The organism is Lysinibacillus xylanilyticus, assembly GCF_001708185.1.
GTDB classification, from domain to species: Bacteria; Bacillota; Bacilli; order Bacillales_A; family Planococcaceae; genus Lysinibacillus; species Lysinibacillus xylanilyticus_A.
On sequence record NZ_MDDN01000004.1, the window covers coordinates 144,959 to 168,458 of the forward strand.

Consider the following 23,500-nt stretch of genomic DNA (forward strand, 5'->3'; position numbering starts at 1 on the left):
TCCTACTTTCTTTGGTGCAATATTACCATCTTGGTACTTCTATCATAACGTTTTTTTAAAAAAATAACAGGAAATGTACCCAACCTCTCTTTTTACAGAATTTTTGGAAATGTCTTTAAAAAAAGTCGTTAAAATTATTTCCTTAATTGGGTAATAAATATGATCATCTAACCTAAAAATAGCCCTTTCGATAATTTCGTATTTGAAATTTTTAGCGAATATGAGACAATAGAATGCTAGAAAGGAAGATGTACGAATTATGACGACCCTACAAAAAATTACGCCTGTCTTTGATCCATGGGAAGCGTATTTAGATGTTGAACAACATGGGCATATGACCCTATCTAATATTGAATTTACAACGACAACACTTTGTAATATGCGCTGTGCACATTGCGCGGTTGGCTATACATTGCAAACTAAAGATCCTGAAGCACTTCCAATGGAGCTGATTACAAAGCGACTGGATGAAATTCCGCACTTAAAAACGCTAAGCATTACTGGTGGAGAACCGATGATGTCTAAGAAATCCGTTCAAAACTATGTATTGCCTTTATTGAAATATGCACATGAACGAGGCGTGCGAACACAAATCAACTCAAATCTAACAATAGAGCCCGAACGTTATTTAATGATTGCACCGTATTTAGATGTGCTACATATTTCACATAACTGGGGCACAGTTGATGAATTTGTTGAAACAGGCTTTGCCATGATGGAGCGAAAACCAACGTATGAGCAGCGTGCCGCTTTATTCCAACGCATGATCGACAACTCAAAAATGCTTGCAGAACACGGTGTAATGGTATCGGCGGAAACAATGTTAAACAAAAAAACTTTACCATACTTAGAACATATCCATAATCAAATCATTAACGACATGAAATGCGCACGCCATGAAGTGCATCCTATGTACCCTTCAGACTTTGCAAGTGCCCTTACGTCTTTATCACTTGAGGAAACACGTGAAGCTATTCATCATCTACTTGATGTTCGAGATGAAAACACGTGGATGCTATTTGGCACGCTTCCGTTCTATCCATGTAGCGTGAATGAAGAAGATCAAAAGCTCTTAAAACGACTAAGAGAAGCAAAAAACGTTACGATGCGTAATGATCCAGATGGTCGCTCACGCTTAAATATCAATATCTTTACAGGTGATGTCATCGTGACAGACTTTGGCGACACACCTGCACTTGGAAATATTGTGAACGATGAACTGCCTGCAATTTTTGATAAATGGATGGCAACAGATTTAGCGAAATCACTAAACTGTCATTGTCCAGCAGTAAAATGCTTAGGTCCAAACGTTCTTGTTAAAAATATGTATTATAAAAATGCACAGTTTGTTAGCGGCTCTGCTACAGTGTAAAAATGAAAAATGTCCAATGCAAAAGTCTATATGCATTGGACATTTTTTATACTATAGTATTGTTTAATAAATATTTCGGTTGCATTGAAAATGAAAAAGCATCGGGTCACTATAAATTTTATGAAAAAGTGAATATATCCATACTTTATATGTGTTTCTTACAGTAAATCTAAGCTTTTTATTCTTTCAATTTCTTCTCTCGATAAGCCTAATAAATCCATTATTTCTTCAACCGTTTCATGACGTTTCAGCAATTTTTTCACTAACTCTATTTGCGCTTGTTTACGCCCTTGCTCTATTCCCCGCTCTATTCCCTGCTCTATTCCTTGTTCTCTCCCTTTATTGATTCCATCAATGTAGCGAGCTTCTTCATCTAAGATATACTTTAAGCGAGACTGATAAGCAAGAATTGTTTCAGGGGATTGACTAATTTCTCCCCATGTATCAAATGCTGCACGTAAGTTTTCATCTTTCATTGCTAACTCCTCCAATTCACGATATATCTCTGCATATACTTTCTTTTTCCGACCATCGACCATACCAAGTAATAACAACCATCGAATTAAGATATCATCAAGTGCATCCAATTTTTCTTCATGCCAGAGAGTAATAAACTTGTTCATCTCGATAAAGTGGATTTCCAGCACATCTTCGTCTGGCATTAGCCTTGATAATATTCTGTCTTCATACAGATGATAAGTACTATGATAATCTTTGATGTCTTTAAACATTGTAAAATCGCATATATTGATCGTAATGGTTGGGCGTAATTCACTATATCCCATACCTCTGACTAGTTGGGTTTCATACATTTTTGCCCAATAATATAGCGTTCTCTTTGTCATATCTTGCTGATTGGATAGTTGGATTTCCACATTGATAAAATCACCATTTTGTGTTTTCACAAGAATATCGAGCCGAGATTGTTTATCGTCCTGATATTCACCGCCCAATTCATGCTGAATAAATGTTACTTCTTTAATAGTATCTCGCCCAGTAAGCTTTAAAACTGCATTCAAAAAAACTATCGTAATTTTTTTATTCTTTTCACTACCGAACAATTGCTTGAAGGCAAAATCAACCTTCAAATCAAAAAACTTATCTAACGGAATTCTTCGTATTGCTTTTCGATTCATCAGGCATCACCTCTTTTTTATTACTATCATTATAGCACGGGTTACTATTAGACCTCTATAAAACATCAAAAACGAATTATGTTACTTACAAAACCTTAAATATGTGTAAAGAACTATTAATCTCAATTACAGAGCCATCGAAGAAGATGATAAAGTTTAGTATAAAAAAGAAGCCATGTTCATTTTACTGAAACATAGCTCTTTTTTCGTTAATTTCCAAAACACTTCTTATATTTCTGCTACTATCAAAGGAACGGATTTTTGTATCTTTATATATTACATGCCACCATACTTATGATTCTATATTTTGAAATGTAAAGTTTAATATATACTTACATCTGTAACTACATTATTTTTACAACAATTCCTTTGCAAGTAGCTTATAGGAATTCATGCGACTTTTTAGTGCATATTGATTGCAATTAAGCATCACTTCGTCAAATCCATACTGCTCTTGCTCTGCCACTAAAAATTCAGCGATTTCCTTAGGAGTTCCAACAAGATTGGCTTTACGATTATCGGCAATTGTCATTTTATCCAATTCCGTAAGTGGGTAATCCTGTGCTTCCTCAGGTGACATTACCTGAATGATTTGTCCCTTCATAAGCTGGAGACGAGTAATATCAATAGGTCTAGCCAAATATTCCGCTTCCTCTAATGTATCTGCAACTGTCGCCGCATAGGTAACGATTATTTGTGGTTTCTCCATGTAATAGGAAGGTGTAAAGTAAGTTTTATACGCATCAAAAATATCCTTTGTCATATTTCCAGTGAAAAACTGCGCATATGAATAACCCACACCTAGTCGTCCTGCCTGCATAGCGCTTTGACCACTAGAACCAAGTAACCAAGCCTCTGGTAATTGAATATTTACTGGTGCCGCTATCACTTGGTCATAAACATTTTCGCCCGTTTTTTGATTATTCATCAATTTTAAAATGATTTCAAGCTTATCATATTGCTCTGTAAATCGTTCTCTTCGGCCTTCTGCTAGTGCATAAATAGAGGCATGGTCGCCACCAGGGGCTCTGCCTACACCAAAGTCAATTCGATTCGGTGCCAAGCCACATAATGTTTTAAAGACCTCTGCCAGTTTATACGGTGAATAGTGCATCATCATCACGCCACCTGTACCGATGCGAAGACGCTTTGTTTTCGCAGCTAAAAAAGCAGCTGTCACCTCGGGCGCTGAACTTGCCAATGAATGACTATTATGATGCTCCGCTAGCCACATACGATGATAGCCAAGCTCTTCACCTAAAAGCGCTATTTGTTCTGTGCGCTGAAAGGCTTCCTCCGCAGTATGGCCTTTTGGTACAGGCATTTGATCTAAAATACTTAATCTCATTGAACACACCTCTTTGTCTCTATGTCCTCCTCTTCACTCTAATATAGGAAGTTCGTTTTACAAAGTAAAAGACCTTACTCATAGGCAAGCTGCTCCAAATGCCATGTTTCATAAACCATGCCAATAAGCATTCGTCTTTGTTCTGCACTCAATACTTCATCATTAAACTTCGTCGCATAAACAGTAAATTGCTGGGTTTGTTCATCTACTACAAACTGTAAAATCGCATGCCCCTTTTCACCTTGAAATGTAATATCACCTGATAATTCGACAACATGCTCACCCGTTTTAGCCTGATAATATCGCCAATATGGTTCAAAAAATGCATAATTAAATGCATTACGAACAGCTACATCCGAAAAATTTTCCAAATATCCTTCTTTCACTATATTGATATACTCATGATCTGTAATATCTTTTTTAGCATTATAAACATATCCGACAAGTAGCCCCATAAGGACAACACAAATAAATACTCTTACATGATTTGCTAAACTCAAATGTCATCACGTCCCCTTTACGTAAAGAACACTATCACCTACATAATACATTAAAAAATGCACTTAAAATAGAATATTTTTGATTTTTGTAGAATTTTAAAATATTAAATTAAATTTCAATACTACTCTATTAAAAAAATAATAGAGAAATACTATTTAAGCTATTTACAGTTATTTTTCATTTCGCTAATATCAAATTATTATCATAGAAAAGAGATGACCTATTGTGCCTTTCGATTTAGATGTAAACATTTTACTCATTCTTATCTTTTTTGGCTTTCTTGCTGCATTTATCGATTCTGTTGTAGGAGGCGGCGGGCTTATTTCATTACCAGCGCTTATGTTTGTTGGTCTTCCACCATCTGCGGCCGTGGCAACCAATAAATTAGCAGGTACAATGGGGTCACTAACAAGCACTTTGACTTTTTATCGCTCTGGACAATTAGATATTAAATCCGTTTATAAATTGTTCCCGTTTGCTTTTATAGGTTCAATGATTGGTGCATGGATTGTCCATCTGATGGATCCTAGCGTTCTCAAACCATTAATGCTTGTAATGCTAGCAGCCGTAGCTATTTACACTATTTTCAAAAAAGACTGGGGTAGCATGTCTACCCATAAAAAATTGACACCTAAACGTTACGCATTTTTTGTGGTGATCATTACCTTAATTGGGTTCTATGACGGCTTTTTAGGGCCAGGGGCAGGCTCATTTCTACTATTTGCCTTTTTAATGGTTGGCTTTGACTTTTTAAAATCAGCAGGCAATGCCAAATTTTTAAATTTCGCAAGTAATATTGCCGCCCTTCTTATGTTTATATACTTAGGGCAAATAAATTATGCCTATGGTTTACCAATGGGACTTGCACAAATTGCTGGAGCCATTGTTGGTTCTAAATTTGCCATTAAACGTGGGAGTGGGTATGTACGTAAATTATTTATCGTAGTGACAATTCTATTACTATTGAAAAATACATATGACTATTTTTCATAATTGGTTCGAAGGGAGACTTCTGTACCTGTCGCTTTCGGTACAAAAATTATCTGCTGAAGGAAGTACAATTATTTTCATCACAACACTTAAATGGTTGTGTATGATCGCTTTTGTTTTTGTATGGTACTACTTTAGAATGATAAAACTTATCTCATAGTAGAGGTAAGTTTTTTTATTGCTATCAACTTTTTCTCCCCTTTTGCACGTCTAGTAGTTGTATACAATTTGAAAATTAAAAAGGAGCTTCTTTGGACATGAAAACAAGAAATGCATTTCAACATGAAGAAATATTTGTCCAGCTTATTCGTGAACAGAAAGAACGGTTTTATTTGCTCGCGTATAACTATACGAAAAATGAACAGGACGCACTTGATGTTGTACAAGACAGTATTCAAAAAGCAATGCTTTCACTTGATCGACTAGAAAATGTCGAGTATATGAAAAGCTGGTTTTATAAAATCGTCGTACGTACTGCTATTGATTTTTTACGTAAGCATAAACGCTTACAGGTGACAGACGATGATACATTGCAATATTTAACACCTGCACAAGAGGATGTCTACGAAAACGTTGACTTAGAGCATGCGTTAGAGGACTTACCTCAAATGTATCGTGAAGTTGTCATTTTACACTATTTTGAAGATTTAAAGCTCGCTGATGTAGCAGATATCCTTAACATTAAGCTAAGCACAGCCAAATCTCGCCTTTATAAAGCGTTAAAACTGCTAAAAATCCAAATGCAAGATGTGAAGGGAGAAACAGCACATGGATGAAAAATTAAAACAATTAGAAAAACAATATAATGAAATACCTATTCCAAAGGAGCTTGATTTTGTAGTTGAGAAAGCACTAAAGCAAGGTAAAAAGAAGAGAAAAAATCGAGCACCACAATGGTTACTTGGATCTGCAGCGGCTGCAGCCCTTTTTACAGCTAGTTTAAATGTTAGTCCAGCAATGGCACGAACTCTTTCAGAAATTCCTGTTGTTGGTAGTATCGTAAAGGTTTTAACATGGACTGAATATGAGGTAAAAGAAGAAACATTTGATGCTGACATTAAAGTACCTTCTATTGAAAACTTAGAAAATAAAGATCTTGCCAATACTTTAAATGAAAAATACCGTTCAGAAGGTAAGGCTCTTTATGATGACTTTGTTTCTGAAGTTGATTATATAAAGGAAATTGGAGGCGGTCATGCAGGGATAGATAGTGGTTATGAAATTAAAACAGATAATGAGCAAATCTTATCGATTGGCCGTTATACTGTCAATACAGTTGGATCATCTTCTACAGTTATGCAGTACGATACAATTGATAAACAAAATGAAATATTAATTACATTGCCGATGCTATTTAAAGATGATAATTATATTAAAACGATCAGTGAAAACATTATTGAACAAATGCGTGAGCAAGCGGCATCCGACTCAGATAAAACGTACTGGGTAAAAGGAGGAGGCATTCCTGACGAAGAGCTTTTTGACGAATTTAAAGCTATTAAAGCGGATCAACAATTCTATATTTCTGATAAAGGAAAGCTTGTTATCTCCTTCGATAAATACGAAGTAGCACCTGGCTATATGGGTATAGTAGAATTTGAAATCCCAACAGATGTCCTGAAAAAGGATCTTGTAAGCACAGAATATATTCATTAATCATTTTGTTATAAATATAGTTCCAAAACACGAGGTATTTGACGATAAATTGTCAAATACCTCGCTTTTTTATGTATCATACACTCTTTTAAGAGGAGCCTGTCATGCTTATAATCCTCACTTTTTGTCAAAGCTAAAGTGTATCAATTAACGTTAGAGGGTTTTCATATGAAAGGTGTAGGAACAATTAGTATTTTACATGTTATTTTTTTATCCATGACTGTCATTGGCTTAAAAAATCACGTGACAATTATTCCCCCACTACTTGATGTTGCAGGAAGGGACGGATGGATCTCTGTACTAATGGCCTCAGCTATTATATTCTTTTGGCTATTTCTTTTAGTTTATATACAAAAAAAGACAAATCAGGAGCCAATCAGGGACTGGTTAGATGAAAAAATCGGAAAAACAGGCTCAACAATTATTATTTATAGTATCGCTATATTTTTATTCATCCTCAGTGCTTTTACGATGGTTGAAACACTGCAATGGGTAAACACAACATTTTTACCCCAAACTCCAGTCATTATGTTATTACTCATATATACGGTTCTTTGTATTTTACTCGTTACAACAAGTTTACAAACCATTGCTATTTTAAATGTCTTTGTATTATTCGGTGTAGTAGTCTTTGGCTTTTTTGTCGCATTTACAAATCTACAGGTAAAAGAATACGAGTTATTACGCCCATTTTTTGAGCACGGATTCACCCCTGTTATGAAAGGGATGATTTATCCAGCTTCAGGATTTATTGAACTATTAATGCTTTTATTTTTACAACATCAATTTAAAGAGCGTATTCGTTGGTATCATTTTGGCATCATGCTTTTCATTTTAATGGGACTTACTTTAGGTCCGCTGATCGGTGCAATTACAGAATTTGGTCCAACTGAAGCAGCAAAGCAAAGATATCCTGCTTACGAGGAATGGGGATTAGTATCGATTGGTCGCTATATTGAGCATCTTGACTTTTTCTCTATTTATCAATGGCTTACTGGAACATTTATACGAGTTGGCTTCTTTTTATATGTAATAGCTGATTTACTGAAAATGACTGGGGATCCAAAACGAATATGGAAAATGCTAGCTCCCCCCTTCTTTCTACTTTGTTTGCCGTTAATTATTTTAAATGAAAACATATTTTTGAAAGTGAAAGGGAACTATATATTAACAGCTACTTTTATTTTCTTTTTTCTTTTATCCATTTTTTTCGTACTAGTAGCTTTCTTTTCAAATAAATCTTCTAAAAAAGGGAAACCTGAAAAACAAGAAATGGAAAGTGGTGAGTTATAATGCCTCAGCAGGAGAAGGCTATAGACCTAAACACCTTAAAAAAACTATTTCAAAAATCAGCAGATATTCAATTTCAGGAATATACATTTAATCAACAAAAGGTTCAATTCATAACTTGTGATGCAATGATAGACCAACACCTGCTCAATGAAGTCATTATTAGGCGTATCCAATTTCTTTATGATCATTTAGCTGATACATCTTTTGAAGAAAATATTACAAATCAACTTCATATCCCGACTCTTCAAAAAGTCAAAGATAAAGAAGAAGCTATTACCTTTGTATACACTGGTTTCTTATTACTTTACTTTGAGGAAGAAGAACTTTTATATGCTAGTAATATCGCTAAAAAGCCTAATCGAAATCCGGAAGAGACGAGAATGGAAGTTCTTGTTAAGGGACCTAGAGATAATTTTATTGAAGATATTCGCGTCAACATTGCACTATTGCGCAAACGTTTACCAACGAATTCGTTTTGTGTAGAAAAAATGGAAGTAGGTAAACGTTCAAAAACAACCGTGGCCATTCTTTATTTCGATGATATTGTCGATATGGATATTTTACATGGAATAAAAAAACAACTAGCATCTGTAGATACAGATATTGTCTTTAGCGGGGATATACTAATGGAGCGGATTAACAAAAACTCTAAGCTTTTCCCGAAATTTGATTATACTGGACGGCCCGATTATGCAATTCAGTCACTAATTAGAGGACGCTTTCTCATTCTCGTTGATGGTGTAGCATATGCCGTCGTCACACCTGTAAATTTATTTTTACTGCTGAAATCTGCAGAGGATAATGAATATCCTGTCATTTTCAGTTCTGTTGAACGACTTTTGAGGATCTTAGGGATTTTAATTGGGTTACTGTTGCCCGCATTTTGGCTCTCGCTAACGACTTATCACCAAAATCAACTACCATTTCAGCTCTTAGCAACAGTTGTCCAAGCAAAAACAGGGCTACCTCTCCCCTCCTCTCTCGAAATGTTACTAATGCTATTAATGTTTGAATTGTTTCGTGAAGCTGGCTTACGTCTGCCTTCTGTTATTGGAGGGACGATAAGCGTTGTTGGCGGTTTAATTATTGGTGATGCAGCCATTCGCGCAGGTGTGACAAGTCCAGAAATGATTGTAGTTATTGCTATCTCTACAATTGCAACATTTACACTTGTAAACCAATCTCTTGTCACAACCATCAGTATATTGCGTGTTGCTTTCATTCTTGCCAGTGCATTTTTTGGTTTATTTGGATTTTTTATATCCCTTTACCTTACACTTCTTTACTTATGTAATATCCGAATCTATGGTTACTCTTACATGAATCTTGCCACAGATTTAAATTGGTCAACTATTAAAAAATCGATCTTCCGCTTATCTGCAAAAAGTTACACTGAGCGTAATAAAGCACTTGCACCTCAAGATTACACTCGTACCGCTGAAACCAAGGAGAAGAAATGAAGAAAAAAAGGCAATAAGAAATATCCCCTCAAATGAGCATATCTATTTGAGAGGATATTTCAATTTAAGTAATGCCATTTTTAGTTTAATTCAACATACTCCTGCATGGATGGCTCCCCTTGTCCTTTACGAAACTGAATATGATGAAGCTTAGCGAAAATGCCATTTTGTGCAACAAGCTCATCATAAGTTCCATCTTCTTCAATTCCATTTGGTGTCACTACTAGGACTCGATCAGCATTGCGGATGGTTGCCAGTCGATGGGCTATAACTAGGGTTGTTCGATTTTCAGCAAGCTCAGTTAATGACTGTTGGATAATCATCTCTGTTTCTGTATCCAAAGCAGAGGTTGCTTCGTCTAATATTAAAATCGGTGGGTTTTTTAGGAACATTCGAGCAATGGCAATTCGTTGCTTTTGTCCACCGGAAAGCTTTAAACCACGCTCCCCGATTTGCGTCTCATAGCCATTTGGAAGCTCTGCGATAAATGCCTCTAAATGTGCCCTTTTAGCCGCCTCACGAATTTCTTCCTCACTAGCACCTAATTTTCCATAAGCAATATTTTCTCGAATAGTCCCTGTAAATAAAAAGACATCCTGCTGTACGATACCAATTTGCGAACGTAATGAAGCCTGTGTCATATTTCGCACATCAATCCCATCAATCGTAATGGCACCGCTACTTACTTCATAGAACCTTGGAATTAAAGAACAAATCGTTGTTTTACCAGCTCCGGATGAACCAACAAATGCAATCGTTTGTCCAGCAAGTACGTCAAAGGAAATATCCGTTAACACCGTTTTGGATGTGTCATAATTAAAGTGAACATTGTTAAATGAAATATCTCCGTAAAGATGTTGAACTGCCTTTGCCCCTTCACGATCCAGGATTTCTGGTTCCTGTTCTATTAATTCACGGAAGCGTTTAAAGCCTGCCATCCCCTTTGGATAAAGCTCTAGCAATGCACTAATTTTATCGATTGGTTTAATTAGAACATTTGTATATAAAACAAAGCTAACTAGCTCACCGTAAGATAGTTTGCCACTAAAGCTTAGCCATGACCCCACAACAAGCACAACTAACGTTAACAAGCGTGTCATCATATAAATACTGGAGTGCGTTCCTGCCATAATTTTATAAGCATACAATTTGGCAGAGCGGAAAAAGCCGTTTTGCTCCTTAAAGCGTTCAATTTCAAAAGCTTCATTTGTAAAGGATTTGACCACGCGTACGCCAGATACACTATCCTCTACACGACCATTCACATCAGCGATTTTCCCATACATTGTTTTCCATGCATTGTTCATTTTAATATTGCTAAATGTAACAAGCCATGTTAAAAACGGCACCATTATTGCGGCAATTAACGCTAATGTTGGATTAACATTAAACATAATAGCAAAGGCCCCGACAAATGTCATAATCGCAATAAATAAATCCTCCGGTCCATGATGGGCAAACTCGCCGATATCAAATAAATCATTTGTAATACGGCTCATAATATGACCTGTTTTCGTATTATCAAAAAAACGGAATGATTGACGCTGAACATGTGTAAATAACTCTTGTCGCATATCTGTCTCGATGTTAATACCTAGTTTATGTCCTAAATAGTTGACAATAAAGTTAAGGATTGTGCTAATTACATAAACAAGTAATAATAGCACACTTACTTTGACAATCATGCCCCAGTCACCTGTAGGTAATAACTCGTCAATAAACCACTGAACAGCTAGAGGAAAAGCGAGTTCTAAAATTGCTACAATGATCGCACTCGAAAAATCGATCACAAATAATCGTTTATGTGGTTTGTAATATGAAAAAAACTTTCTATACATGTATGTCTCCTCTCTATGCTGCTAATATTTTCGCATCTCTCCAATAGTACCACTTGTTTAAACTGTTCGGTAAAGGATTTTTTCACTTTATTTTCACATTTTTATTTGCAATGGATTAGAAACATGTTATAATCCATGTATAAAGAATTGAATAGCTTTTGACAATTTTGTCAAAGGGGAGTAGCTAGCAGATGTAAATGAAACATCTGATTTCACATTCGTCATTACATGGTCATATGCCATCGGGTGTGAAGGCATTTTTTGTCGTACACGATATTTTTCTGTGCAACTAACAGTTAATTGCTTAGCAAGACCTTTGCCTATTTTTTAGGCAGAGGTCTTTTTATTTTGCCTAAAATGCAAAGAATACGTTAAAAGCAGCACATTCATTTCTGTTCGAAGTATAAAGGAGGAAACAAATTTGGAGGCAATTTTATTAGAGTACGCATGGGTACTCATCGTATTAATTGTACTAGAAGGTTTATTAGCTGCTGATAATGCAGTTGTTATGGCCGTTATGGTAAAACATTTACCTAAGGAACAACAGCAAAAAGCACTATTATATGGTTTAATAGGAGCATTTATTTTCCGCTTTGCTGCACTATTCCTTATTACAACGCTCGTTAATTTCTGGCAAATTCAAGCTCTTGGTGCTGCATACTTATTATTCATGTCAGGTAAGCATATTTATGATTCACGGAAGGCTGCACAAAACCCCGAAGAAATTCAAGAGCCTAAAAAACAATCTGGCTTCTGGATGACTGTTATGAAAGTTGAGCTTGCCGACATCGCCTTTGCGGTAGATTCAATTTTAGCAGCGGTTGCTATTGCAGTAACGCTACCACATGTCGGAGATTTTGATATTGGCGGCATTAATGTTGGTCAATTCTCAGTGATGTTCTTAGGTGGTATTATTGGTGTTATCATGATGCGTTTTGCGGCTCGTTGGTTCGTGCAAGTTCTTGATAAATTCCCATCACTTGAAACAGCTGCCTTCCTAATCGTAGGCTGGGTTGGTGTAAAGCTGGCTGTTCTAGCATTAGCACACGAAAAACTAGCTATAATTCCACATGATTTTCCACACTCAACAACGTGGAAGCTTATTTTCTGGACTGTATTAATTGGTATTGCCCTTGGTGGATACTTAGTTGGCGTGAAAAACCAAAAGAAAAATGCAAAATAATTAATCAAAAATTCGCCTAGACATACCATCTTGGCGAATTTTCGATTTTATACAATTTCTCAGAGGATTCCCTATCACCCTGCCAAAAAACTGGCTAGTCCAGATCCGTCATGATTGTTTCCACAAACCGAAGAAGCTGTGGATGACATTTGTTAAAATATACGCCCTGTATATTAGTTGATTGGAGTGGCGGCTGGGCGACTCCTTGGGGATTAGCGAAAGAGGAACGAAGGCTAAGAGCATCACGTCCTGTGATAACTTCTTCGGACCAACATCCTGCCGCTACGTTAGCACTAAGCTTTCGCGCAAAAAACATCTGTTGCCCCAAGCGGCTCATCGGACGCCCCCAGGAAGCTCTGCTCTGCGCGAAAGCGCAGCGTCAGCAACAAATGTTTTATCTGTGCGAAAGCGAAGCGGCAGCAACAAATGTTTATCTGTGCGAAAGCGAAGCGGCAGCAACAAATGTTTTATCTGTGCGAAAGCGAAGCGGCAGCAACAAATGTTTTATCTGTGCGAAAGCGAAGCGGCAGCAACAAATGTTTTATCTGTGCGAAAGCGAAGCGGCAGCAACAAAGCGCCCAGTCGGAACGGAAATCAACCACACGTAATGAGCCAAATTTTTATAAATTTGAATCTTTTTAGAAACTGGTTCGTATAATTATAGATAATTATTTTACAAAAGAAAGGATTTTTCAACATGGCATATGCTAACCGCAATCATAACTTGAACAAAATTTTGAAACACTTTGCCTTTATGTGGGTGTTAACAGTAATCGGGATGTACATCGCAACATTTTTACCCCCTGCTATTATCATGCCGATATCCATTATTACAATTGTGCTTCTTATCATTGCCTGCTTTGTGCGAAGTCTGAAACTCGCTAATTCCATTATGTATATGATCCCCTTCTTAATGGGGATTACACTATTTTGGACAACACAATTTTTCATTGCAGAGCTAGGACAACAGCTTGTGTTACTTGTTTTCGTAGCGACCGTAGCCATCTTCATTGTGCTAGCACTTGTTGGTATGATGATGAATAAAGACATTTCCAATTGGGGAAGCTATTTATTCACCGTATTAATCGTTGTACTCGTATTTTCTCTAGTTTTTATGTTTATCCCTGTAAGCAATATGGTTGGACTGATTATAGCGGGAGTAACTGTACTACTATTTAGTCTCTATACAGTTTATGACTTTAACCGAATCCGACATAATCACGTTTCAGATGATGAAGTCGTTGGTATGGCCTTAAATCTTTACTTAGATTTTATTAATTTATTTACTAATCTATTAGAAGTAATTTGGCGATTAAAAAATGAATTTGAATAAAATTGAAGATTTCTTCAGTGGGGTTGGGGTTCGCTTCATCCCCCACTGGATAGAAGGACACAAACATTTCCAATGAAAGTATTTGTGTGACCGACATCCTGTTGCCCCTCACCAATCGGGCTTTTACAAGCAGTTAACTTCCCATCTTTCTCCTTAATTTTGAGGTAGGAATCTTACTACGGGATTTTTTAATTGAGAACAAATATCATTTGTATAACCCCCTACCTTCGTTGTATACTATAAGACATCAACAGGTATTTACTACTAAGGGAGGAAAACTTTTATGTTATCTGAAAAACTACACACAGCACTAAACGAACAAATGAATTTTGAATTTTTCTCAGCGCACGCCTATATGGCAATGGCAGCATACTGTACAGACCAAGATTATGATGGCTTTGCCAACTTCTTTTTAGTACAGGCTGAAGAAGAGCGCTTCCATGCTATGAAATTTTATAATTTTCTAAGTGATATGGGCTACCGCGCAACAATCCACGGCTATGATAGCCCTGAAAATAATTTTGATTCGATTCTACATGCTTTTAAATCTGCTCTTTCACACGAAAAAGAAGTGACTCGCCGCATTTACAATTTATCCGATATCGCTTTAGATGAACGTGAGCATGCAACAATGGCTTTCTTAAAATGGTTCATAGACGAGCAAGTAGAAGAAGAATCAACGTTCGATACGTTAATTCGTAAAATTGAACGCATTCAAAGTGATTCCAACGCAATCTTTATGCTTGATGCTGAATTAGCTAGCCGTACTTTTTCACCAGATGCTGAAGCATAAAATTTATATTTAATTAAAAAAGAATCTGCCGTATGAGCAGATTCTTTTTTGACTATTTCAATGGAATTTCAACCGTTTGAGTTCCATCTAAAAAGTTTTCATAATGGGTGAAATAAATGCGGACTGGATTGGCAACTTCCTTTATGTCATATGTTTCTGTTTGTTCGATTATGTTTTCATCAGGTCTATGGAAACTTGCTGAATTACTGTAAACAGTTTCGCCATTTGCATCAATTGCTGTGCCAAGTAAACTGATATTTTTATCTTTATAAGAAGTTGGAACATTTATTGTTACCATTCGCTTATTAACTTGAACCTTTAAGCCCGGGAGTGGTGGTTTGGATAGTACTTTCTTTTGCTTAAAATCTACTTCTATAAAATCCTGTCCTTTTGGCAATGCTTTTACTTTACCAATGGATAAGGTCAACTTTTTGGGCTCTCTAAAATAATTACTTTGCATAAAGACCGTTTCTTCTTCATCTATAAGATTACCTGTAGCTGTTAAGCCATTACTGATTGTCGTCCACTCCTCCCCTTTTTCATCCAATAGACGTATGTCATCAAATCCTAAAATACGCATTTCATTATTTGGATCAAGAACGATTGTAATACCTGTACGAAGTGGTGAAATAGAAACGGACTTGACGATGATATGCTGTTCTTCAAAGCTCATTTTTTCATTCAATTCATAGATCTTCGTTTTCGCAATTGGCTTTTTAAGTAAAAATGGAATCGTAAATTCTGTTTGTTTTTCATCATCAAATTGTATATTTAATTCAAATTTGGCATTGTCATAACTAATAGGATCCTTAAATGTAGCCTCAAGTTTTTCTTCAATCAAAAATGTTTCCTTTTCGTCATACCCGCTGTAACTCATTCCTGCAGGTAATACCCTACCATTTTGGCGGAGCTCTATTTCCTTGATTTTTAAATGACGAACATCAAACGGTGCGGAAAATGTATAAGGTAAAATCATACCTGTTTCATCAGCAATAACCCCTAGTAGTGTAAAAGTTAAACCATTTTTCGTTTGTGACAATCCTAGTTCCTCATAATAGTTATTATGGAGTATATCTTCGACACCTTTATCGTACGTGATCATCTGAACTAGTGGAGCAAAGCCTGGGATTTTTGCGATGGCACTAGCAAAAGCTGGAGATATACGAATGGACGTTACAAATAGCAATAGTAATGCACAAGTAACAACGATGCCCTGCCATTTACGTTGTCGATTACGCTTCTCTTTTTGAAAGCGTATGATACTTTTTATGTACGACTCTTCTAATTGTTCATGTGGAATGTCAATTTGTTCCAACTCTTTGACGAAAGTATCATAATCATGCTTTTTTACCTGTTTCATCTACAGCTCTCCCTTCTCCATAAAATAGAGTTTTAACTTTTTCAATGCCCCATGCAACCTCGATTTCACTGTTCCTTCTGGAATATTTTGAAGTGCAGCAATATCTTGATTTTTATAGTCTTGAAAATATTTCAAAAAAATTAGCTCCTGTTGCTCTTTTGGTAGCTTTGTAATGATATCAGTCATTTCAAAACGCTCATGATTCGATGCAGTGTTACCGATATCTATGTTCTCCTGTAAATCTAGACGCTTACTTTTTTCCCGCATATCATGACAAATATTGAGTAAAATTCGGACAAGCCACGTACCAAAATAAGCTGATTCTTTTACGGTATGTATCTTTTTTAAGCTACGGTATGTTGCTTCTTGCACTGCTTCAATGGCATCATGTTCATTCTTTAAATAGGCGAATGCCATACGGTACATTGTCTGTTCATATTGATTAAGTAATTGTAAAAATGCTAGTTCGTCTCCAGCCATCGCACGCTTTACCAATGCTTGTTCATCCAACACATTCACTCCCTTCTATTTATTAGACAAACGAGCTGACACTTTCGTTCATTTTATTTTCTTTTAATGCAAATAAAAATGCGAAGTTCTTCTCAAAAAGAAAACATATCCCAAAAAACACGGATATGCTTCATCAACAAGTTTTTTATTCATTCACAGTTTACTTTCGTCGCTCATATGGCTTTGCTACTTCGCTAGCTTTAAAATTATAAACGGGTGTAATCACTTTTAATATATCAGCAGTTTCCTCGAGAACAGATGTAATTTCTGACATCGGCTTATAAGCCATTGGCGCTTCATCCAACGTTTCTTCGTTTACGGATGTTGTCCAGATACCTCGCATCGTTTCTTTAAAATCTTCCATGTTTAGCGCTTCTTTTGCAGCACGTCGAGAATACATACGTCCCGCTCCATGTGGTGCCGAGTAATTCCATTCTACATTCCCTTTCCCTATACAAATAAGTGAGCCATCTCGCATATTCATAGGAATAACCAGCTTCTCTCCTTTATTTGCTCGAACGGCTCCTTTTCTTAATGTCATTGTTTCCGTATCAATATAGTTATGGATCGTATCAAACGTTTCGTTAAAGTGCCAGTTCATATGCTTCGCAATTGTTTCAGCAATTGTCCAACGATTCATCCGAGCATACTGCTGAGCAATTTTCATATCGTGAATATAATCATGGAAATACTCACCCTCTAAATACGCCAAATCTTTTGGTACAATAGGATTTTGCTCTTTATAAGCTTGAATCATCGCTTGAATTTCTTTTTCCCGCCCCTGATTTTTCAGTTCGCCTATTTTTTCTTTTAAATCTTCTCGTTGCAATGTTTCATAGGCTCTTTTTTGATGCCAATTTGCTACCTTAGCTCCGACATAACGCGAGCCAGTATGGATAAGTAAATAATGTGTGCCTGCTTCGTCTTTTGCAAGCTCTATAAAATGATTGCCTCCCCCAAGTGTACCTAGTGATAAATTCGTATAGTCATCCTTTAAGCCACTCGCTACAAACTGTTTTCCTTCGAATTCTACAAAATGTCGGGCAGGCGATACTTCCTGATGGATATCCTGTCCGCTTGGTATATGTGCTCGAATTGTAGCATCAAGTTTAGAAAAATCTATACCCGTCTCATTTAACTCAGCTACAAATACACCGCAACCTACATCAATACCTACAAGGTTAGGCACTACACGATTCTGAAGCTGAATCGTTGTGCCAATAACACAGCCCTTCCCTGCATGATAATCTGGCATAATCCGTACTTTTGTTCCTTCCATAAAGGCTTGATTTGCCAATTCTTTAATTTGATCGATAGCCGATTGTAATGCTGTATTAGAATAAATTTTCACTTCCGTAAAACGTCCGTTAATTTGAATCATTTTAATCCCTCCTTCTATTTATACGAAAAAATACCATATTTTGTTTCATCCCTCATCATAAAAAATGCCCTAAAAGTTTAAATTACTTTTAGGACATTTCCTTTTACAGTCTATTCTTCATATTGGATATCTAATTTTTTCGGAATTTCTGGTATATCGTTTGATTTTACATCCTCTTCTACTAAAGCTAACGTATGTAACGGATATTTTTGCTGAGCTTCAAAAGGAATTGCCGTACTTTCCATTTTTTTGTTCATTTGACTACGTGCAAGTAAACCATTATTTGTTAAGTCAATGCTCACTAAACTGTTTATTGTTTCTTTTAGCATTTCAATATCCTTTGTTCTAAGGGGCATTTGCTCGTCCATTAAAAATGGTTGAATCTTTTCTTTAATATAGCCCTGTGCCTCAATCAAACAAGAAAATTCATTTAATTTGTTAGCGTATAATTGTAATTGGTGCTTTTCTCTTGAACGTTGTTGATTAAGTTCTTGCACTTTTTGCTCAATACGTACCAAACGGTTTCTCGATAAATCCATTAGATGACTTTGTATGGATTGAATGGACTGAAGAATCAATGTCTCCGTTTCGTGTACTTTTTCAAAATGTGCAATACATAGTTCTTGCTGCTCATTTAACTTGTCGACACGTTCCTTGAAAAAGTCATTTTGTGTATGCTGACCAAAGATAGCCTTGATCAGACCTTTTCCATGAATTTTTTTATGTTGTGCGTCCAATCGATCATATTCACGCATATATTCGCTCTGCATATTGCGGTATTCCCGTACCTTTAGTTGATAATAAATAGCCTTTTCTGTAAAGCTTTCCACAATTTCATCTTGTAAATAATCATTTTGTGAAATGGTTTGTAAAAGCTGGTATAATGTTTGAACATTTTTAAATACATTGGCAACCTGTTCGTATTCTTGCTCATATTCAGTCACAATCGTTAAATCACGTTGATAGCGTGAAAATTCATATTGTGTATCGCCTGCGTACTTTTCAATGTTCTCAACAGCAGATTGGAAAGGATCTCTTTGTGGAATAACAGTTAATTCGAAGCGGAATCGTTCAAGCCATTGTAAAAAGCGAATTAAAATGGCATACGTTTTCTTATCACTATTTTCTGCAACTCGTTGAATTTCTGTAATTAAATGCTCGTACTGGCTTTTTTGCCAAAGTTCATCACAGTTAGTCTGTTTAGCTTCAAGTGCTTCTGTTGCAGAGATAGCAACAAAATTACTTGTTAAATGGCCAAACCGCTCTCTCTCTGAATTGATAAACATCTCCGTATTTTCATTTGAATCAATACCATTGATGACACAAAGAGGCTCAACACCTTTGTTTTTTAAGGTCTCCATCAATAATATTTCTGGATAAATAGCCATTGAACCTGAGCGTAATACCCAAAAGATTTCGTCAACACGGTTCATCAACGCTTCTGAGAAATAGGCCATTTCTCCTCCCCCTGCCTCCAATGAAACAGAATCTATGATTGTAACTGATTTTAATAAATCATTTTTCAAATATACTTCTAGGTAATCTAAATGCTCGCGTAGTATTTCAGATGCAAAAGTATCGCCAGTAGTCAATAATTCTAGCTTACTCATATCGAATGTGGCTACAACGCCATCTAAAAAATACGCTTTTATTTCTTCATTTTCACCGTAACGCAAGAATGTATTTACACCTGTAGAATGCTGATCACTAACAGACAAAACTTGACGTCCTAGCAGTCCATTCACTAGTGTTGTTTTTCCAACACGCTCTTTCCCAACAAGAAGAATCATCGTTTCGTTGTTAGCATCTTGAATGATACGGTTTAAGTGTTTAGCTGTATCTTTCACATATGTATTTTGTACAATAATGCCATGTAATTGGCGTAAATGATCCACAAACTGTGGCAAAATATTATTCGCTGAGGTCGTATTTTCAATTGGCAGATTGTCAATGTTCGTCATCCTCATAACCTCTTTTCGTATGTATATATATTCATTATAAATGAAACTAGCCCTTCTCTAATACATAGTACTTAGAATTAATAATAAAAAAGGATAATTTACTTACTTTCAGTTGTCACAAATAGGAGTTCATACTTATACTATTAAACCTATAATCTCAAATATTATTCCCCACTAAGACTAAAAGAAATACTATATATATAACTATTATAAATTAAATAGGATAGTTAGTCTTTCAGCACCTACTCTCCTGCTCTATTTTATTAAAGTGACTTTTATACTATAAATCTGTCATTGTACTTTATTCTTCTCCAGCCATACGTGCGTAAACGGCTTCAAGTGTTGGCATCCCGCTTTGGGCACCGTATTTCTCTACAGATAAAGAAGCGGCAAGATTTGCGAAGTACACGGCCTGATCCAAAGATTGTCCTTCTACTAATGCATAAGCGAGTGCACCGTTAAACGTATCCCCTGCGCCAGTCGTATCTACTGCATTTGTCATAAAACCTGGAACATGTATTGGATATTCGCCATCAAAATAGCGTGCTCCATCACTACCTAACGTAATAATCATTTTATTAGGATATTTTTCTAATAGTTGATCAAAATGATCGCCAAACAATTGCTTACACTCCGTTTCATTTGGTGTGATATAAGTGATATCATCCATCCACTGCACATCAAAATTAGCCGCTGGTGCTGGGTTTAATAAAACAGGTACATTAGCTTCTTTACATAATTTTATTGCATACGCAGTCGTTTCCATTGGGATTTCTAGCTGCATAATGACCATCTGACTTTTTTGAATGATTTCTTTCGCTGCCTCTATATGGTCAGGCTTTAATTCATAATTAGCGCCAGGTACGACAATGATGCGGTTATCATTATTGTAGATTAGAATATTAGCTATCCCAGTAGGTACTGAAGTGCTTGCAATCGCTTCTGTTTGAATGTGCTCTTGCTGTAAAACAGTGCGCAATGTTTCACCAAAACTATCAGAGCCTACACACCCTATCATTGCGATTTCACTTCCAAGACGTGCAGCAGCAACTGCCTGATTAGCCCCTTTTCCTCCTGGCATTGTTTGAAAATCTTTACCAAGGATTGTTTCACCTTGCTTTGGAAAAGCTTCCATTTGTACAACTAAATCCATATTTAAGCTACCTATAACTGTAATCATCTGTTGACCTACTTTCTTTTTATTTTTCCATTCTAACCGAGAAAACAGTAGAAAGACAGGATCATTTACATTTGATCATTACGATGAGGTATTTAGCTTCTCATCTGATATTCTCCAGCTTTTTTAATGGGACCCATATATTTTTACCTATAAAATAGTAAGCTGTCTTGAAAGAAGTCTACAATAAAAGTGAAGTTAATTATTTCGATACACCTATTTTCAATTTATAGTTTTCCCAATAAACCTTTCCTTGCCTCTAATTCAATTCTTCGATCACAATCTTCACAGGAAAATTTCCCTTGCATATTTTGTTTATACAGTCTGTATTTCTTTGATCCTTCTACCACTTCAAATGTTTTCTTACAAAAAATACAATGAAGCGAATAACTAATCATAATGTTTCCTCCTTCAAACCTATGTGGATTTTTTTGGAATATAGCACAAAGCATAATGAAACCGAAAATATGATACTTATAATACCTAAAATAATTGCAGTCATTTGAAGCGTAAATAATTCTGCAAACAAACCTAATAGAAACGTAAAGGTAATTTGTAAAATATTTTGAAATATATTTGAAATACTACCGAATCTCCCCATCATTTCTGGCGGTACATTTTGCTGATAAAATGTTTCATAACCTGTATTACTAAATGCCATAAAAAAGCCTAGAAAAATAAAACTTACACATGCCAATATACTTGATGTCGACGCATAAAAGGCTGTATAAAACACCATTGTCAAGAACAAGCCAAAAGCCATATATGAACGGGTGGACCATTTCTTCGCAAAGCTTGCAGCAACCAATCCACCTAAAATCGCTCCTGCTCCTGCAATACTCACAAAAGCTCCATATATGCTATCCGATAAAGCTAAATCTTGTTTTATAAATGTCGCTTCTTGAGAATCAAGCGCAAATGCAATCATTAACGCACTTTGGAACAATAAATAAATCGTAATAAATAACGGATTTTGTCGGATGAAAGCCACTACAGTTACATAATCACTTTTTAATATTTGCCAAGTAATACGTTGCCTCTTCGAAGTTTCCTTCACATCATCTACATCAGGTAATAAGTAAATAATTATCGCACATACAAAAAATGTAAAGCTATTGAACCAAATTGTAACTGTTGTATTAAAAAGCATGATGAGAAGACCCGCTAGTGCTGGACCTACTAAAAACGAACCTGAATTGAACGTGCCAAGTATTGCATTGAATCGTTGTCTATCTTCTGAGGGAATAAATTTTGTAATATAATATGTACTACTAGGTCCAAAGAAACTACTCGCCATATTTGCTAAAAACAACAGCGCATAGATGAGCCAAATAGATTCCATAAACGGCATACAAAAAACGATAACACCTCGTATCATATCAGTTGTAATCATCAACTTGCGTTTATTCATACGATCAATGAAAGAGCCTGCGACCAAGTTGGTTAAAACTCTAGCGATAGGACCGACAATAAAGATCCCGGCCATCGCTGCAGGTGATTGTGTTAAATGCCATACAAATAAATTAAGTGCAACGAGGTAAATCCAGTTCCCTAAATTGGAAAAACCTAAGCCCCCAATTAACAGACTGTATTTTCGAATGATATTCATGATAAGTTCCCCCTTTCAAAATAACTAGCCTCATCATCATCCGAATCGTTTCACTGTCCCCCTACTAAACAATCCATTTATTCCCTCATAAATATATTATCAAAATATTTCATTAATTTGTTGTGTATTTTTACAAAACATTAACTTATCAATTATACCTCGACAGAATTGTGTCCGGAGGCATTGGGGCAACAGATGTTTTTTGTGCGAAAGCGCAGTGCTAACGTAGCGACAGCAACACGTTTTTTCTGTGCGAAAGCGAAGCGACAGCAACACGTTTTTTCTGTGCGAAAGCGAAGCGACAGCAACATGTTTTTTCTGTGCGAAAGCGAAGCGACAGCAACATGTTTTTTCTGTGCGAAAGCGAAGCGACAGCAACATGTTTTTTCTGTGCGAAAGCGAAGCGACAGCAACACCAACACGATGTTAGCAGGTGTGTTGATTGACCATTTTTATCCATCCCAATAACTAGAAGGCTCCGCATTAATGAGCTTTGATTATTCAGTGTTCGGGTGTGCTTTGAACGATATCCCCCTTCACATCCCTTGAAGTAGGAGTCTTCTGTCGGGAAATAAAAAAACGATAAAAAGACCGAAGAC

22 protein-coding genes are annotated in these 23,500 nt (G+C 36.2%); 11 read left to right on the plus strand and 11 right to left on the minus strand.

The window, feature by feature from the left end; all coding sequences use genetic code 11:
* Positions 1-259: 259 nt before the first annotated feature.
* Positions 260-1,372 (plus strand): radical SAM/CxCxxxxC motif protein YfkAB, encoded by a 1,113-nt coding sequence (yfkAB, locus tag BFJ97_RS10625; protein WP_068984620.1) that lies wholly within the window; start codon positions 260-262, stop codon positions 1,370-1,372.
* A 158-nt stretch (positions 1,373-1,530) separates the two neighbouring features.
* Here yfkAB and BFJ97_RS10630 read toward each other — a convergent pair whose 3' ends face one another.
* The 3 genes from BFJ97_RS10630 to BFJ97_RS10640 all read right to left on the minus strand — a co-directional run bounded on the left by BFJ97_RS10630 (position 1,531) and on the right by BFJ97_RS10640 (position 4,356).
* Positions 1,531-2,508 carry an Rpn family recombination-promoting nuclease/putative transposase gene (locus tag BFJ97_RS10630; RefSeq protein ID WP_068984621.1) on the minus strand — a complete coding sequence of 326 codons (978 nt, stop codon included), beginning with the start codon at positions 2,506-2,508 and terminating at the stop codon, positions 1,531-1,533.
* A 355-nt stretch (positions 2,509-2,863) separates the two neighbouring features.
* On the minus strand, positions 2,864-3,856 hold the full coding sequence (locus tag BFJ97_RS10635; RefSeq protein WP_068984622.1) for an LLM class flavin-dependent oxidoreductase: 993 nt from the start codon (positions 3,854-3,856) through the stop codon (positions 2,864-2,866).
* 74 nt (positions 3,857-3,930) lie between these two features.
* A complete protein-coding gene (locus tag BFJ97_RS10640; RefSeq protein ID WP_068984623.1) occupies positions 3,931-4,356 on the minus strand; it encodes a hypothetical protein in 426 nt (141 codons plus the stop codon).
* 226 nt (positions 4,357-4,582) lie between these two features.
* Here BFJ97_RS10640 and BFJ97_RS10645 point away from each other — a divergent pair, with 226 nt between their 5' ends.
* The 5 genes from BFJ97_RS10645 (at position 4,583) to BFJ97_RS10665 (ending at position 9,756) form a co-directional block, all read left to right on the plus strand.
* On the plus strand, positions 4,583-5,350 hold the full coding sequence (locus tag BFJ97_RS10645; protein ID WP_068984624.1) for a TSUP family transporter: 768 nt from the start codon (positions 4,583-4,585) through the stop codon (positions 5,348-5,350).
* Between the two features lie 254 nt (positions 5,351-5,604).
* A complete protein-coding gene (locus tag BFJ97_RS10650) occupies positions 5,605-6,123 on the plus strand; it encodes a sigma-70 family RNA polymerase sigma factor (RefSeq protein ID WP_068984625.1) in 519 nt (172 codons plus the stop codon).
* Complete coding sequence (locus BFJ97_RS10655; RefSeq protein WP_068984626.1) at positions 6,116-7,003, plus strand: DUF3298 and DUF4163 domain-containing protein; 888 nt, start codon at positions 6,116-6,118, stop codon at positions 7,001-7,003. The genes BFJ97_RS10650 and BFJ97_RS10655 overlap by 8 nt, the downstream gene beginning before the upstream one ends.
* A gap of 168 nt (positions 7,004-7,171) precedes the next feature.
* Positions 7,172-8,296: an endospore germination permease gene (locus BFJ97_RS10660; protein WP_068984627.1), complete on the plus strand. Its 1,125-nt coding sequence runs from the start codon at positions 7,172-7,174 to the stop codon at positions 8,294-8,296.
* Entirely contained in the window at positions 8,296-9,756 is a 1,461-nt protein-coding gene (locus BFJ97_RS10665) for a spore germination protein (RefSeq protein ID WP_068984628.1), read from the plus strand. Before BFJ97_RS10660 ends, BFJ97_RS10665 begins: the two co-directional genes overlap by 1 nt.
* 80 nt (positions 9,757-9,836) lie before the next feature.
* On the opposite strand, the gene BFJ97_RS10670 is transcribed toward BFJ97_RS10665, so the two are convergent.
* On the minus strand, positions 9,837-11,594 hold the full coding sequence (locus BFJ97_RS10670; protein WP_068984629.1) for an ABC transporter ATP-binding protein: 1,758 nt from the start codon (positions 11,592-11,594) through the stop codon (positions 9,837-9,839).
* Positions 11,595-12,015: 421 nt separating this feature from the next.
* On the opposite strand from BFJ97_RS10670, the gene BFJ97_RS10675 reads away from it, so the two are divergent.
* The 4 genes from BFJ97_RS10675 to BFJ97_RS10690 all read left to right on the plus strand — a co-directional run bounded on the left by BFJ97_RS10675 (position 12,016) and on the right by BFJ97_RS10690 (position 14,903).
* Positions 12,016-12,777 (plus strand): TerC family protein, encoded by a 762-nt coding sequence (locus BFJ97_RS10675; RefSeq protein ID WP_068984630.1) that lies wholly within the window; start codon positions 12,016-12,018, stop codon positions 12,775-12,777.
* 149 nt (positions 12,778-12,926) lie between these two features.
* A complete protein-coding gene (locus tag BFJ97_RS24130) occupies positions 12,927-13,385 on the plus strand; it encodes a hypothetical protein (RefSeq protein ID WP_139114422.1) in 459 nt (152 codons plus the stop codon).
* 89 nt (positions 13,386-13,474) lie between these two features.
* The gene (locus tag BFJ97_RS10685) at positions 13,475-14,110 is read left to right on the plus strand and encodes a Bax inhibitor-1/YccA family protein (RefSeq protein ID WP_068984632.1); all 636 of its coding nucleotides are present in this window, start codon (positions 13,475-13,477) and stop codon (positions 14,108-14,110) included.
* 283 nt (positions 14,111-14,393) lie between these two features.
* Positions 14,394-14,903: a ferritin gene (locus BFJ97_RS10690; RefSeq protein ID WP_068984633.1), complete on the plus strand. Its 510-nt coding sequence runs from the start codon at positions 14,394-14,396 to the stop codon at positions 14,901-14,903.
* A 52-nt stretch (positions 14,904-14,955) separates the two neighbouring features.
* Here the strand turns inward: BFJ97_RS10690 and BFJ97_RS10695 are convergent, their stop codons facing one another.
* From BFJ97_RS10695 to BFJ97_RS10720, 7 genes are all read right to left on the minus strand, one after another.
* Complete coding sequence (locus tag BFJ97_RS10695) at positions 14,956-16,263, minus strand: DUF4179 domain-containing protein (RefSeq protein WP_068984634.1); 1,308 nt, start codon at positions 16,261-16,263, stop codon at positions 14,956-14,958.
* A complete protein-coding gene (locus BFJ97_RS10700; protein WP_254660155.1) occupies positions 16,264-16,776 on the minus strand; it encodes a sigma-70 family RNA polymerase sigma factor in 513 nt (170 codons plus the stop codon).
* Positions 16,777-16,933: 157 nt separating this feature from the next.
* Entirely contained in the window at positions 16,934-18,154 is a 1,221-nt protein-coding gene (locus BFJ97_RS10705; RefSeq protein ID WP_068984635.1) for an RtcB family protein, read from the minus strand.
* 110 nt (positions 18,155-18,264) lie between these two features.
* Positions 18,265-20,115, minus strand: a complete 1,851-nt coding sequence (locus tag BFJ97_RS10710) for a GTP-binding protein (protein ID WP_068984636.1) — start codon at positions 20,113-20,115, stop codon at positions 18,265-18,267.
* 301 nt (positions 20,116-20,416) lie between these two features.
* Positions 20,417-21,295: a ribokinase gene (gene rbsK / locus BFJ97_RS10715; RefSeq protein ID WP_068984637.1), complete on the minus strand. Its 879-nt coding sequence runs from the start codon at positions 21,293-21,295 to the stop codon at positions 20,417-20,419.
* A gap of 224 nt (positions 21,296-21,519) precedes the next feature.
* Positions 21,520-21,690 (minus strand): hypothetical protein, encoded by a 171-nt coding sequence (locus tag BFJ97_RS24685; protein WP_175401731.1) that lies wholly within the window; start codon positions 21,688-21,690, stop codon positions 21,520-21,522.
* Entirely contained in the window at positions 21,687-22,901 is a 1,215-nt protein-coding gene (locus tag BFJ97_RS10720) for an MFS transporter (RefSeq protein WP_068984638.1), read from the minus strand. The genes BFJ97_RS24685 and BFJ97_RS10720 overlap by 4 nt, the downstream gene beginning before the upstream one ends.
* A gap of 195 nt (positions 22,902-23,096) precedes the next feature.
* Between BFJ97_RS10720 and BFJ97_RS10725 the strand changes: the two genes are divergently transcribed.
* The gene (locus tag BFJ97_RS10725) at positions 23,097-23,369 is read left to right on the plus strand and encodes a hypothetical protein (protein WP_068984639.1); all 273 of its coding nucleotides are present in this window, start codon (positions 23,097-23,099) and stop codon (positions 23,367-23,369) included.
* Positions 23,370-23,500 lie beyond the last annotated feature (131 nt).

What these genes read in the sequence shown, in the direction of transcription:
- BFJ97_RS10655 (WP_068984626.1), top strand. Translation starts at nt 6,116, where the DNA reads ATGGATGAAAAATTAAAACAATTAGAAAAACAATATAATGAAATACCT.
- yfkAB (WP_068984620.1), top strand. Translation starts at nt 260, where the DNA reads ATGACGACCCTACAAAAAATTACGCCTGTCTTTGATCCATGGGAAGCG.
- rbsK (WP_068984637.1), bottom strand. Translation starts at nt 21,295, where the DNA reads ATGATTACAGTTATAGGTAGCTTAAATATGGATTTAGTTGTACAAATG.
- BFJ97_RS24685 (WP_175401731.1), bottom strand. Translation starts at nt 21,690, where the DNA reads ATGATTAGTTATTCGCTTCATTGTATTTTTTGTAAGAAAACATTTGAA.
- BFJ97_RS10695 (WP_068984634.1), bottom strand. Translation starts at nt 16,263, where the DNA reads ATGAAACAGGTAAAAAAGCATGATTATGATACTTTCGTCAAAGAGTTG.
- BFJ97_RS10720 (WP_068984638.1), bottom strand. Translation starts at nt 22,901, where the DNA reads ATGAATATCATTCGAAAATACAGTCTGTTAATTGGGGGCTTAGGTTTT.
- BFJ97_RS10725 (WP_068984639.1), top strand. Translation starts at nt 23,097, where the DNA reads ATGTTTTTTGTGCGAAAGCGCAGTGCTAACGTAGCGACAGCAACACGT.
- BFJ97_RS10705 (WP_068984635.1), bottom strand. Translation starts at nt 18,154, where the DNA reads ATGATTCAAATTAACGGACGTTTTACGGAAGTGAAAATTTATTCTAAT.
- BFJ97_RS10630 (WP_068984621.1), bottom strand. Translation starts at nt 2,508, where the DNA reads ATGAATCGAAAAGCAATACGAAGAATTCCGTTAGATAAGTTTTTTGAT.
- BFJ97_RS10690 (WP_068984633.1), top strand. Translation starts at nt 14,394, where the DNA reads ATGTTATCTGAAAAACTACACACAGCACTAAACGAACAAATGAATTTT.
- BFJ97_RS10685 (WP_068984632.1), top strand. Translation starts at nt 13,475, where the DNA reads ATGGCATATGCTAACCGCAATCATAACTTGAACAAAATTTTGAAACAC.
- BFJ97_RS10660 (WP_068984627.1), top strand. Translation starts at nt 7,172, where the DNA reads ATGAAAGGTGTAGGAACAATTAGTATTTTACATGTTATTTTTTTATCC.
- BFJ97_RS10665 (WP_068984628.1), top strand. Translation starts at nt 8,296, where the DNA reads ATGCCTCAGCAGGAGAAGGCTATAGACCTAAACACCTTAAAAAAACTA.
- BFJ97_RS10650 (WP_068984625.1), top strand. Translation starts at nt 5,605, where the DNA reads ATGAAAACAAGAAATGCATTTCAACATGAAGAAATATTTGTCCAGCTT.
- BFJ97_RS10710 (WP_068984636.1), bottom strand. Translation starts at nt 20,115, where the DNA reads ATGACGAACATTGACAATCTGCCAATTGAAAATACGACCTCAGCGAAT.
- BFJ97_RS10670 (WP_068984629.1), bottom strand. Translation starts at nt 11,594, where the DNA reads ATGTATAGAAAGTTTTTTTCATATTACAAACCACATAAACGATTATTT.
- BFJ97_RS10635 (WP_068984622.1), bottom strand. Translation starts at nt 3,856, where the DNA reads ATGAGATTAAGTATTTTAGATCAAATGCCTGTACCAAAAGGCCATACT.